Below are 12355 nucleotides of genomic sequence, written 5' to 3' on the forward strand. Positions count from 1 at the left end.
GCCGTTATCTGGCAATAATTTGAACATTGGAGGAATACGAAAAAGCGAAACAGGCGAGTGAGAAAGGAAGAGCAAGTATGAAACCGGGACAGCAATTAACGTTGAAAATAGATCACAAAGCAGATTACGGATATTTTTTGACCGATGGAGAAACGGTCATCCTTTTGCACAACAGCGAAATCACCGAAAATATTGAAGACAGGGAAGAGGTCGATGTCTTCATATATGTCGACCATGAAGGCCGTCCGGCGGCTACGATGAGAAAGCCGCTGATCAGCGCTGATCAATACGGCTGGGTCGAAGTCGTTGATGCGGTCGATGACATGGGGGTTTTCGTCGATGTCGGGCTGACGAAGGATGCACTGGTGGCAACCGAACATCTGCCGCCTTATTCATCCGTCTGGCCGCAGAAAGGAGACAGGCTCTATTGCATGCTGAAAATCACGAGCCACGGGAGAATGTTTGCCAAACCGGCTCCGGAAGACAGGATGAGCGAGCTGTTTACCGAGGCGTCCCAGGGCCTGATGAATAAAGAGCTGACAGGGACGATCTACCGCTTGATCGCTTCAGGCTCGTTTATGATTTCCGACGGCGGCATCAGAGGCTTCATTCATTCCTCCGAGAGAAAACAAGAGCCGCGGCTGGGAGAAAGGCTCACGGCAAGGGTGATTAAAGTCAAGGATGACGGCTCTGTCAATTTGTCGCTTTTGCCGAGAAAGCAGGATGCCATGTCCGTTGACGCCGAAGAAATTTTGACGTATATGAGGTCGAGAAACGGGGCGATGCCGTTTTGGGATAAAAGCGACCCGGAAGATATTAAAGAACGGTTTAACATGAGTAAAGCAGCGTTTAAAAGAGCGCTCGGCCATCTGATGAAACAGGATAAAATCTATCAGGAAGACGGCTGGACATACGAAAAAAAATAGCAGCTGCAGGCGGCGATTCTTTAGGAAACGCCGCCTGCTCTTTATAAATGATTCGGTTTTTTTGATCCCTGATGTTTTCCGGCTTGCCTGTTCTTTCGGCGAGCCGGTTTTTTTGCTGGTTGACGGCGTTGTGATCAACCGGTTTTTTGTCATCATCTTTTGTCACGTGCAGCACCTCCCGTCATTAGATTGCTCACTGAAATGTAAACTATGTGCGCTATTTTTTCTATGTTTTTGCCGGAGAGTTTATACCTTGAGGAAAAAACGGCATACATATATGAATAATAGAAAAATGCAATAGGAAAGGGAGAAGTGGTATGGGGTTCCCCATTGCAGTTTTTATTCAAAGTGTTTCAGGCGGGGTTGTGAATTTTGGCGGGGCGATTAAAATCAGCCCGATCAATACGTCAAAAACCGTTCAAGGGGCTGGAAGCGGGAATACCGGGCTTACGGCTTCGAACACAGGAGTTTCAGGTGCGGACTCCTTTGATGAAGATGTGCTTGATCAAAATATCGTATAAGGCAGCGGATGGCTCCTTGTCAAAGACAGGAGCCATCGGCCTGTGTCCAAATTCCTGAACATTCACCTTTTTTCTTTTCCCGAAAAAAAGACCGCCACTGTGCCAGGGCCCGCATGCGCGCCGATGGCCGATCCGATCATATGAACTACGATGTCTTTCGGGTGAAACTCGGCTTCGATGAGCCGCTTGATTTCGCCGGCCGTTTCTTCGGCATCCCCGTGGCTGATCCCGATCGTCTGGCTGCTTAGATCACGTCCTCTTTCTTTCATAAGCTCGATCATCCGTTTCAAAAGCTTCTTTTTACCCCTGATTTTTTCTAAAGGGACAAGCTTTCCTCCTTCGACATCAAGCAGCGGTTTGATATTGAGCAATCCCCCGACGAACGCGGATGCTTTGCTGATTCTGCCGCCCCTTGCCAAATAGGTCAAATCGTCGACGGTAAAAATATGTTCAAGATGGTCGCAAAAGTCCTTTACAGACGTTTCGATTTCTTGTATTGTATTGCCGTTAGTTGCGAGTTCAAGCGCATGTTTTACGGCGAGGCCATAGCCCAATGAAGCGCATTTTGAATCGATGATCCGCAAATCAAAATCAGGAAATTCCTCCTTGACCTCGTTTGCTGCCATTACGGCAGTCTGGTATGTGCCGGAAAGCTCAGAGGAAAAAGCGATATATAAAGCGGGCTGATTCTTTTTCGCAAGATTTGTGAACGCGTCTTTCATAAGCTGGAAAGACGGCTGGGAGGTTTTAGGCGCTTTCCCATTGCGCATGGCCTCATATACAACAAGAGGCTGAATCGTTACGAGATCGTCATACTCTTTGTCGTCAAGAAGCACGCGCAAAGGAATGAAAGTGACGCCGTTGTCATCGTAAAAAGATTTCGGCAAATCCGCCGCACTGTCGGCTATCAGATGGACGGTCATATATAACCCCTTCTTTCATCGTAATGGTTTTTAGGTTAACAAGGCGCACGTCGCCGCCGCGGAAGCTGATCCGCTTTTCCAAGATCAACTATATCATATAATTTCATTTTGGCGTTTTCAAAATATGGATTTAAGGGTAAACCAATTATATAGAATTAGCGGAGGAACTGAAAAAATGGTAATAGCTGAAGCAAAGAAATTGTTCATTGTCATCATAGGCGCCTTACTAAACGCGATCGGCCTGAATTTATTTTTAATTCCCGCCGATGTGTACGCAAGCGGTTTTACGGGTGTTGCGCAGCTTTTATCAAGCGCGCTTGACCAGTACAGCCCCATCTATTTTTCAACCGGAACGCTCTTGTTTATTTTAAATATCCCCGTCGGTATATTAGGATGGATGAAAGTCGGGCGTTCATTCACGATTTACAGCGTATTAAGCGTGGCGCTGACGACGGTTTTTCTCGGGATGCTGCCTGATGAGGGCCTGTCAAACGATATTTTGCTGAACGCTGTTTTCGGCGGGGTGATCTCAGCGGTCGGAATCGGCCTGACGCTGAAATACGGAGCTTCAACGGGCGGTCTTGATATCATCGCGATGGTTCTGGCGAAATGGAAAGATAAGCCTGTCGGCACATATTTCTTTATTTTAAACGGGGCCATCATTTTGACGGCAGGATTATTGCAGGGTTGGGAGAAAGCTTTATATACGCTCGTTACGCTTTATGTAACGACGCGGGTGATCGATGCGATTCACACACGACATGCCAAACTTACCGTCATGATCGTCACGAAGAAAGCGGAAGAGATCAAAGAAGCCATCTACGGAAAAATGGTGCGCGGGATTACGACCGTTCCGGCCAAAGGCGCTTTTACGAATGAACAAAAAGAGATGATGATCATCGTCATTACCAGGTATGAATTATACGACTTGGAAAAAATCATCAAAGAAGTGGATCCAAAGGCTTTTGCAAATGTTGTGCAAACAACCTCTGTTTTAGGGTTTTTCCGAAAAGATTAGAAAGGGTGAATGAATGCGGGTTGTATTGTTGACTGTGCTATTACTCATCGTCGGAGGATGCGGGCAAAACGCGGGGAGCGGCCCCGCCAAGGAGGTATCAGGGGAAATGAGCAACGGAAGTGTTGTACTGACGGTTGAACCTGTGCAAAAACAGGACGGAATCGAATTTCGCATGTCGGTTGTAAACCATTCGGATGAAGCGGTAGCATTTGAATTTAGCAGCGGACAGAAGTTTGAGCTTATCGTAAGCGACAAGGAAGGAAATGAACGATACCGCTATTCAAAAGGAAAAATGTTCACCCAGGCGTTCCAAACGATGACATTGAACCCGAAAGAGACGTACGATTTCACGGATGTTTGGAAGGAAGTACCCGAGCCTGGCGTATACGATGTGAATGTCACGTTTTTGGGGAGAGCGGAACAGCTTGCCGTGCTGAGGGCAGGCACATCGTTTGAAGTAAAGTAAGAATCCAGGCTTACGAGCATTGTGCTGCTACGAATAAAAACAGAGGCATCCGAAGATGGATGCCTCTGTTTTTAATATTTATCGCCATTAAAAATGGAATTTTTGACGATGACATAGTCGACATTGCGGATTGCATCAAGCTTGTTTCCTCCGGCATAAGAAATGGAGGATTGAAGGTCCTGTTCCATTTCGGTCAGCGTATCCTTGATGGAGCCTTTATGCTCCACATACATTTTCTTGCCTTCTACGTTTTTTCGTTCGCCTTTTTGATATTCTGAAGCTGATCCAAAGTACTCTTTGTAGAGCTTTCCGTCTTTTTCAACCGTTGCTCCAGGAGATTCCTCGTGTCCGGCAAACAACGAACCGATCATGACCATTGTTGCCCCGAATCTGATTGATTTCGCAATATCCCCGTGAGTGCGGATTCCGCCGTCGGCGATGATCGGCTTGCTTGCAGCTTTGGCGCACCAGCGCAATGCGGCCAATTGCCATCCGCCCGTTCCAAATCCGGTTTTGATTTTTGTAATGCAGACTTTTCCGGGGCCGATGCCGACTTTTGTAGCGTCAGCTCCGGCGTTTTCCAGTTCCCTTACCGCCTCAGGCGTTCCGACGTTTCCGGCGATGACGAAACTTTTCGGCAAATGCGTTTTAATATGCTGAATCATGCTGATGACGGCGTTGGAATGTCCGTGTGCGATGTCGATTGTGATGTATTCAGGTTCTGCCTGTTCCTTGGACAGCTTTTGTACAAATTCGTATTCTTCCTCCTTGACCCCCACGCTGATGGAAGCAAATAAACCGCGGGACTTCATGTCTTTTATAAAGTTGAAACGTTTTTCGGGCTCGAAACGGTGCATCACATAAAAGTAACCGTTTTCAGCCAGCCAAATCGCCAGCTCCTCATCGATAATCGTCTGCATGTTGGCAGGTACCGCAGGCAGTTTAAACGTCCTTCCGCCCAACTGAACGGTTGTATCGCATTCAGAACGGCTATTGACGATGCATTTTGCAGGAATTAATTGAATATCTTCGTAATCAAACACGTTATCCATGATATACACTCCTAAAAACGAATATTTATTTATTAATAACATTAAATGTTCGCCTTTAATAATGTACTCCCTTTTGTTTCGAATGTCAAACGTTTTATGTAGAGTTTTTACAAATGACAAAAGGAGCCGTGTCGATGAGACAGGCTCCTTGTTGATGATTAGGACAATCGGTCAAGCCGATCCTGAAGGTCGTGAAGTTGGCTGCGCTCAGCGTCGGTTGAGTTGGCATATGCGGAGGAAATCGCGTTTTTCGCCCTTTCAACCGCCCTTGTCCGCTCGCCCGATTCAGCGCCGTATGCTGCTGTTTCGGCTTCATGGACGGCATGCTTTGCCATTTGAAACAATTCGTTTCTCATTTTACAGCCCTCCGCATTCTGCCGGGCCGTTGCGCTTTTCCGCCTCTTCTAATGTGGATCGGTAAGGGAACCTCGCCGCATGCTGCTTAATCGCGTCTTTGCCTTGCTGAATAAACCGTTTCGATTTGCTACGTTTACCCATCCTGACTGCCCCCTTGAAACGAGTTGGACGGTCTCTTTAGACCGCCTTCCCATAGTATTGCCGAGGGAAAACTGCGTTTATGAATGGCAAATAATAAAATTATAAAGAGAAATAATCCTTTAAAAAGACCGCGATTCCGTCTTCTTCATTCGATTTGGCGACATGGTCGGCAACGCTTTTGACGCCTGCGATTCCGTTGCCCATCGCGACGCCGCAGCCCGCAAATTCGAGCATTTCCAAATCGTTGTCTTCATCTCCGAAAGCGATGACCCGCTCCTGCGGAATGCCGTAGTATTCCGTTATCTTTTGCAGGCCGACCGCTTTGTTGATGCCGCTTTTGATTAATTCGATCACATGCCACGGGGCGGCCCACCTTCTATGGTCGACCATTTCGGCATGAACATCGGATAAATAGGAGCGGATCGCAGGTACATCCTCTTCCTTGGCGTGGATCAAGACGCTTGTAACGTCCGCGCCGAGATTTTTTCTTAAATCGCCGACCGTAATATTCGGGTTGCCCATTGTGAATACGTCGATCAGTTTCTCATCATGGTAATGAAAATAAACATCGTCCATGATTTCGGCGAGGATATTGTGGACGTTGTAAGATTCGCTGACCTCGATGATCTGTTTGACAACATCTAGATCAAGCGACGTATGGAATCTTCCCCAGCTTTCATCCTTCGGGTGATGGACAAACGCGCCGTTGAAGTTCACGATCGGCGTATCGAGTCCAAGCTCCTCATAGTAGATCGCGCTTGCCCTGAACGGCCTCCCTGTCGAAATGCATACGTAATGCCCGTCCTCCCGGAGCTTGCGGATGACGCTGCTCGAGCTTTCAGAGATGGTCTTGTCGTCTTTTAATAATGTTCCGTCTAAGTCCAATGCAATTAAATATGGTTTCGTTTCCATAAATGCTCCTTTTAAGCGTAAATTTAAAAGTTCTGACTTATTTATAGTGTATCTTTTTACCTTCTTTATTGTCTACATGTTAAACTGATGATGATGGATATCCTAAAGGAGGAAGAAACAGTCGTGATTATTGTCGATAAACGGAATATTTCAGGAATCCCTTTTTTGCATATTGTAAAAGAGGAGAATAAGGATAAAGCTCTTCCTCTGGTTTTTTTTATACACGGTTTTACAAGCGCAAAGGAACATAATCTGCACTTCGCATATCTTCTTGCCGAAAAGGGGATTCGGGCTGTATTGCCTGAAGCTGCATATCATGGGGACAGGGAAAAAGAGCTCTCCCGGGAGGAGCTGTCCGCGCGATTTTGGGCCATTGTCACCAATGAAATTAAAGAACTCGATATCCTGAAAGAGCATTTTCATCAGGAAAACCTGATTGACAGCGGGCGGATAGGCGTGGCTGGAACGTCAATGGGCGGCATCGTGACGCTGGGAGCCCTTACCCAATACGACTGGATAACCGCCGCCGTCAGTCTGATGGGCTGTCCCTCATATGTTGAGCTTTTTGACGAACAGCTCGCATTGATAAAGAAAAAGCAGCTTGAAGTTCCTGTCACAGAAGAGCAGATCGCACAGCAGCGAGAGGAATTGAAACAGTTTGATCTCTCGCTGCAGCCGGAAAAGCTGAACACAAGACCGCTTCTCTTTTGGCACGGCAAGCTGGACAGCGTCGTGCCGTTTGCACCGGCCCGCCGGTTTTACGAATCGGTCATGCCTCAGTATGAAAAACGGCAGGATCTGCTTCAGTTCATTGCGGACGAACGCGCCGGCCACAAAGTTTCACGGGAAGGTCTTTTGAGGACGGTTGAATGGTTTGATACCCATCTTTAAAAAAGCACTTTCGTTTCAGAAAATACAAAAAGTGCGATATACTGATGAAAAAAGGAGTGAAGTAGTGTGGATGAAGCATTGAAAGAAAACATCATGGGCGCTCTTGAGCAGGTCGTCGACCCGGAGCTTGGCATTGATATCGTTAATCTCGGCCTTGTCTATGATGTTGAGATGGATGAAAACGGAAAAACAGACATTACGATGACACTGACTTCCATGGGCTGCCCGCTTGCCCCGATTATCGTCGATCAGGTCAAAACAGCGCTGGCCGATATCCCGGAAGTGAAGGAAGTAGACGTCAACATCGTCTGGAATCCGCCATGGACGCGGGACAAAATGTCAAGATACGCGAAAATCGCGCTCGGAATACAGTAAGAACGAAAGGGCCTGTTCATTAATGAGCAGGCTTTTTTTAAAAAAGGAGAGCTGATTTTTGCTGTCAAAAGTTGCGCCCCTTTTGATGTTCCAGGAAAGTGCGGAAGAAGCGAGAAACCGTGGAATCGTGCTATGGAGCGAATGAACCGGGTGAAAAGCGTCATTTCAGTAAAAGGGAAGGAGTTCATATGCATGGACAGCAATGTTAAATACGATTTTGCGTCTTCCCATTCGCTCTCAATATTGATACAGAGGAGGGAACCTGTCAGAGATTAGCAAAAAGGCTGACATCCGCTTGCGGTTTCAGCAAAAAAATTTGGCTTGATCACCCAACGGTTCGGCGTTTCATGAAAGCTGAACCTCCCGTTTTAAGATATACCTGAAAGCCCGCATCCACTGCGGGCTTTTTTGTATGAAAAAATCGATGCGCCAAATTGTAAAAAAATATTAAATATACAATTGAATTAATTTTTATTCATGTTATAATGTTAAATAATTTCACAAAGACCAAGAAGGTGAATATGTTTTGAAAATAGGAGTTATAGGTGCTACGGGCTATGGGGGAGCCGAGGTTACACGAATCCTCAGGTCTCACCCTTATACAGATGAATGCATACTTTATTCATCGAGCGATGAAGGAACGCCGTACCATCAGTCGTATCCGCACCTTGTCAAGCTGGCCGATCAGACGCTTAAACCGATCGATATTGAACAGATTGCAAGCGAGACAGATTTTTTATTTATGGCGGCGCCTCCGGGAGTTTCCAGCCGGCTGACGCCTCAGCTTGACGCGTACGATTTGCCGGTAATCGATCTTTCGGGCGATCTCAGGCTCAAACATCAGGCTGTTTATGAAAGCTGGTATAAAAGGGAGGCCGCTCCCGGGCATATTCTCGAAAAGGCGGTATACGGGCTGAGTGAGCTTAACCGGGAGAAAATCAAAACGGCAAAGCACATTGCCAATCCCGGCTGCTTCCCGACCGCGGTTCTTCTAGGCTTGGCCCCGCTTATCAAAAACGGGCTTGTGAACGAATCGTTCGTCATTGCCGATGCAAAGACCGGCGTTTCCGGAGCCGGCAGAAAAGCTTCCATGGGGACGCATTTTTCAGAGATCAATGACAATTTTAAAATATACAAGGTGAATGAACATCAGCATACACCGGAAATCGAGCAGGCCGTCAGGGAATGGGACCCCGCTTTTCAGCCGATCACGTTCAGCACGCATTTAGTGCCGATGACAAGGGGAATCATGGCGACTATCTATTTAGAGCTGAAGGAAAGCATGACAGGTCAACAGCTGCAGCAGGTTTTTTCTGATTTTTACCAAGATTCTTATTTTGTAAGAGTGAGAGAATCAGGTGAATTTCCGGCGACAAAAGAAGTGTACGGCAGCAATTTCTGCGATATCGGCGTCGCCGCTGACGAACGGACGGACAGGGTGACGATCGTATCGGTGATCGATAATTTAATGAAGGGGGCCGCTGGGCAGGCCGTGCAAAACTTTAACATCATGAACGGCTGGAGCGAGAAGGCTGGACTTGATTTTACGCCAATTTATCCATAAGACAGGAGAGAATGAACCATGATTCAGGTGAGTGAAGACAGCATCAAAAAAATAGACGGAAGCATCGATTCGCCGAAGGGCTATCAGGCAAAAGGCATTCACTGCGGACTCCGCTATTCCAAAAAGGATTTGGGGATGATCATCAGCGCAGTGCCGGCGGTGAGCGCCGCCGTTTATACACAAAGCCATTTTCAGGCCGCGCCGATCAAGGTGACGCAGGACAGTCTCAAAAACGGGGCAACGCTGCAAGCGGTGATCGTCAACAGCGCAAATGCCAATGCGTGCACAGGGGAGCAGGGGCTTTTGGATGCCTATGAGATGCGCCAAAAGTGCGCGGACATCCTCGGCATCGAGCCGGAACTTGTCGCCGTTTCGTCTACAGGCGTCATCGGCGAGGCTCTCGATATGAAAAAGATTCGCGAAGGCATCAGCCTCCTTGATCAAACAACACCTTCGGAAGGCGATTTCGAGGAAGCGATTTTGACGACCGATACCGTTACAAAACAAACGTGCTATGAACTGATGATCGGGGATCAAAAAATCATGATCGGCGGCGCGGCCAAAGGGTCCGGGATGATCCACCCGAATATGGCGACGATGCTCGGCTTCGTCACGACGGATGCGCGCGTTGAGGAGGGCGCGCTTCAAAAAGCTTTAAGAGACATTACGGATGTATCATTCAACCAAATTACGGTCGACGGCGATACATCGACAAACGACATGGTTCTCGTCATGGCGAACGGCTGTGCAGGAAACGAATGCCTTCATGAAGGGCATAAGGAATGGCCGGTTTTTAAAAAGGGCTTGGAGTCCGTATGCAGAGATCTCGCCAAACAGATCGCAAAGGACGGGGAAGGGGCGACAAAATTAATCGAAGTCCAGGTAAAGGGAGCGAAAAGCAATCGCGATGCACAGATCATCGCAAAAAAAATCGTCGGGTCCAACCTTGTCAAAACGGCGGTGTACGGTACGGATGCCAACTGGGGCAGAATCATCGCCGCTATCGGAGACAGCGCGGCATCTGTCACACCGGAAAAGGTCGAAATCCATCTTGGCGGCCAGTGCCTTTTTAAAAACAATGAACCGCAGCCGTTTTCCGAAGCGCTTGCCAAAGAATACCTGCAGAAAAGCGAAGTGCAAATCGATGTTCAAATGAATCAAGGAATAGGCACGGGAACGGCCTGGGGATGCGACTTGACTTATGAATACGTCAAAATCAATGCGAGCTATCGTACGTAAAGGGGAAAGCAATGAACAAAACAATCGTTTTTAAATGCGGCGGAAGCGTCATCCGCGAACTGTCCGATGAATTTTTTCAGAATGTAAAAAAGCTGGTCGAAGAGGGCTGGAAAATCGCCGTCGTCCACGGCGGGGGACCTGAGATTACGAATATGCTGAAGAAATTGAAGATCGAAACAGAGTTTGTGAACGGACAGCGGAAAACGACAAAACAGGTTTTGGAAATCGCAGAGATGGTGCTCTCAGGCTCGATCAACAAGTTTTTTGTGTCAGAGCTTGCAAGGCACGGTCTGCCAGCCGTCGGCGTTTCAGGAAAAGACGGAGGCTTGCTCCTGGCCGATTATATAAATGAAAAAGAATACGGTCAGGTCGGCTGCATTAAAAAGGTAAACGGCCGGATCGTCGAAGCGCTCATGGAAAAAGGATTCATTCCGGTGATCGCGCCGCTGTCGATGACGGAAAACTGCGAGACGCTGAACGTAAACGCCGATTTGGCTGCATCGGCTGTCGCAGGGGCTCTGCGCGCCGATAAATTGATGTTTGTCACAGATGTCAAAGGGATTATGAAAGACGGCAGCATGCTTTCATCCGTCACGCCGGAGGAGGTCGAGCGCTTCATTGCCGTCGGCGTGATTTCCGGTGGGATGATCCCGAAGGTGAACTCCGCTGTAGCGGCACTCACGGATGCGGTGGATGAGGTCATGATCGTCAGCGGAAAGGGTTCTTTTCTTGCAAAAGATGAATTCGTCGGTACAAAAATCATAAAGGAGAAGGAGGCCGTATAAGTGAGCCATTTATTCCAAACGTACAGCCGCTGGAATATTCATATCAAAAAAGCGAAAGGTACGCTTGCCGTAGATGAAAGCGGCAAAACCTATCTCGATTTCGTCCAGGGAATCGCCGTCTGCAATCTCGGACACTGTCCGGATCAGGTGACGGCTGCTGTAAAAAAACAACTCGATAACCTGTGGCATGTTTCGAATTTGTTCCAAAACGGGCTTCAGGAAAAAGTCGCCGAAAAGCTCGCGGCAAACAGCACAGGCGATCTCGTGTTTTTCTGCAACAGCGGGGCGGAAGCAAACGAAGCAGCGATCAAACTGGCCCGCAAACATACGCAAAAAACGAAAATCATCACGTTTCAGCACTCGTTTCACGGCAGGACGTTCGCCGGAATGGCGGCGACCGGACAAGAAAAGATTAAGCAAGGTTTCGGTCCGATGCTGTCCGGTTTTTACTATCTTCCGTATAATGCCCCGGACGCCTTGAAAACGATGGAAGACGAAGAAGGCATCGCAGCGGTCATGCTTGAGACGGTCCAGGGCGAGGGCGGCGTCATTCCTGGAAGCAGCGAATTTTTACAGGAAGTGCAGGCTTTCTGCCGGAAAAAACAGGCTCTTCTCATCGTTGACGAGGTTCAGACAGGGATCGGCCGGACGGGAAAAGCTTTCGGCTATGAGCATGAAGGGCTCACACCGGATATCATCACCGTTGCAAAAGGTCTCGGCAGCGGCTTTCCGGCCGGAGCGGTCATCGGGAAAAAAGAGCTTTCCTCAGCATTTTCGCCGGGTTCTCACGGCTCGACGTTCGGCGGAAACATGCTGGCCATGGCCGCCGCAAATGCAACATTGGACATCATTTTTGAGAAAAGCTTTCTTGATGAAGTCAGCGGAAAAGGCGAATATTTGCAGAAAGAATTGGAAAGCTTGCTTCAATTCCCGCTGGTAAAAGAAATCAGGGGAAAAGGCCTGATCGCAGGCATTGAATTGAAAGACCCTGTTCAGCCGCTGATTGAAGATCTTCAAAAGGAAGGATTGCTCGTCCTTCCGGCAGGTCCGAACGTCATCAGGCTACTTCCGCCGTTAACGGTCACAGTACAAGAAATCACAGAGGCGGTGCAGAAACTGAACAATGTCTTGGCACGGCATACAGCGGTAGCGCAATAAATTTTTTTCGCTATGTAAGTATAAAAA

14 protein-coding genes and 2 pseudogenes are annotated in these 12355 nt (G+C 48.0%); 10 read left to right on the top strand and 6 right to left on the bottom strand.

Features of this window, described 5'->3' with window-relative positions:
• Positions 1-57: 57 nt before the first annotated feature.
• A pseudogene (locus NSQ39_RS22100) lies at positions 58-926 on the top strand (CvfB family protein).
• 41 nt (positions 927-967) lie between these two features.
• Here NSQ39_RS22100 and NSQ39_RS22105 read toward each other — a convergent pair.
• Positions 968-1092: pseudogene (locus NSQ39_RS22105) on the bottom strand (DUF3941 domain-containing protein).
• 151 nt (positions 1093-1243) lie between these two features.
• Between NSQ39_RS22105 and NSQ39_RS22110 the strand changes: the two are divergent.
• The gene (locus NSQ39_RS22110) at positions 1244-1447 is read left to right on the top strand and encodes a spore germination protein (RefSeq protein WP_046131251.1); all 204 of its coding nucleotides are present in this window, start codon (positions 1244-1246) and stop codon (positions 1445-1447) included.
• Between the two features lie 62 nt (positions 1448-1509).
• Here the strand turns inward: NSQ39_RS22110 and NSQ39_RS22115 are convergent, their stop codons facing one another.
• On the bottom strand, positions 1510-2370 hold the full coding sequence (locus NSQ39_RS22115) for a DegV family protein (protein ID WP_046131250.1): 861 nt from the start codon (positions 2368-2370) through the stop codon (positions 1510-1512).
• 175 nt (positions 2371-2545) lie between these two features.
• Here NSQ39_RS22115 and NSQ39_RS22120 point away from each other — a divergent pair, with 175 nt between their 5' ends.
• Positions 2546-3388 carry a YitT family protein gene (locus tag NSQ39_RS22120; RefSeq protein WP_175076171.1) on the top strand — a complete coding sequence of 281 codons (843 nt, stop codon included), beginning with the start codon at positions 2546-2548 and terminating at the stop codon, positions 3386-3388.
• A gap of 13 nt (positions 3389-3401) precedes the next feature.
• The gene (locus NSQ39_RS22125) at positions 3402-3854 is read left to right on the top strand and encodes a BsuPI-related putative proteinase inhibitor (protein WP_046131248.1); all 453 of its coding nucleotides are present in this window, start codon (positions 3402-3404) and stop codon (positions 3852-3854) included.
• Positions 3855-3925: 71 nt separating this feature from the next.
• On the opposite strand, the gene guaC is transcribed toward NSQ39_RS22125, so the two are convergent.
• From guaC to NSQ39_RS22145, 4 genes are all read right to left on the bottom strand, one after another.
• Positions 3926-4906 carry a GMP reductase gene (guaC, locus tag NSQ39_RS22130; RefSeq protein WP_046131247.1) on the bottom strand — a complete coding sequence of 327 codons (981 nt, stop codon included), beginning with the start codon at positions 4904-4906 and terminating at the stop codon, positions 3926-3928.
• A gap of 158 nt (positions 4907-5064) precedes the next feature.
• Positions 5065-5262, bottom strand: coding sequence for a DUF3813 domain-containing protein (locus NSQ39_RS22135; protein ID WP_175076170.1), 198 nt, complete (start codon positions 5260-5262; stop codon positions 5065-5067).
• Position 5263: 1 nt separating this feature from the next.
• Entirely contained in the window at positions 5264-5404 is a 141-nt protein-coding gene (locus tag NSQ39_RS22140; RefSeq protein ID WP_164918140.1) for a hypothetical protein, read from the bottom strand.
• Between the two features lie 99 nt (positions 5405-5503).
• A complete protein-coding gene (locus NSQ39_RS22145) occupies positions 5504-6316 on the bottom strand; it encodes a Cof-type HAD-IIB family hydrolase (protein ID WP_046131245.1) in 813 nt (270 codons plus the stop codon).
• 123 nt (positions 6317-6439) lie between these two features.
• Between NSQ39_RS22145 and NSQ39_RS22150 the strand changes: the two genes are divergently transcribed.
• The 6 genes from NSQ39_RS22150 (at position 6440) to NSQ39_RS22175 (ending at position 12328) form a co-directional block, all read left to right on the top strand.
• A complete protein-coding gene (locus NSQ39_RS22150) occupies positions 6440-7207 on the top strand; it encodes a prolyl oligopeptidase family serine peptidase (RefSeq protein ID WP_175076169.1) in 768 nt (255 codons plus the stop codon).
• A gap of 66 nt (positions 7208-7273) precedes the next feature.
• Positions 7274-7582: a metal-sulfur cluster assembly factor gene (locus NSQ39_RS22155; RefSeq protein WP_046131243.1), complete on the top strand. Its 309-nt coding sequence runs from the start codon at positions 7274-7276 to the stop codon at positions 7580-7582.
• 526 nt (positions 7583-8108) lie between these two features.
• Positions 8109-9146 (top strand): N-acetyl-gamma-glutamyl-phosphate reductase, encoded by a 1038-nt coding sequence (gene argC, locus NSQ39_RS22160; RefSeq protein ID WP_175076168.1) that lies wholly within the window; start codon positions 8109-8111, stop codon positions 9144-9146.
• An 18-nt stretch (positions 9147-9164) separates the two neighbouring features.
• Positions 9165-10385: a bifunctional ornithine acetyltransferase/N-acetylglutamate synthase gene (argJ, locus tag NSQ39_RS22165; protein ID WP_046131240.1), complete on the top strand. Its 1221-nt coding sequence runs from the start codon at positions 9165-9167 to the stop codon at positions 10383-10385.
• A gap of 11 nt (positions 10386-10396) precedes the next feature.
• Complete coding sequence (gene argB / locus NSQ39_RS22170; RefSeq protein ID WP_175076167.1) at positions 10397-11170, top strand: acetylglutamate kinase; 774 nt, start codon at positions 10397-10399, stop codon at positions 11168-11170.
• Complete coding sequence (locus NSQ39_RS22175; RefSeq protein ID WP_175076166.1) at positions 11171-12328, top strand: acetylornithine transaminase; 1158 nt, start codon at positions 11171-11173, stop codon at positions 12326-12328.
• The last annotated feature ends 27 nt before the right edge of the window (positions 12329-12355 follow it).

The organism is Bacillus sp. FSL W8-0848 (assembly GCF_038007805.1).
Lineage (GTDB): Bacteria > Bacillota > Bacilli > Bacillales > Bacillaceae > Bacillus > Bacillus glycinifermentans.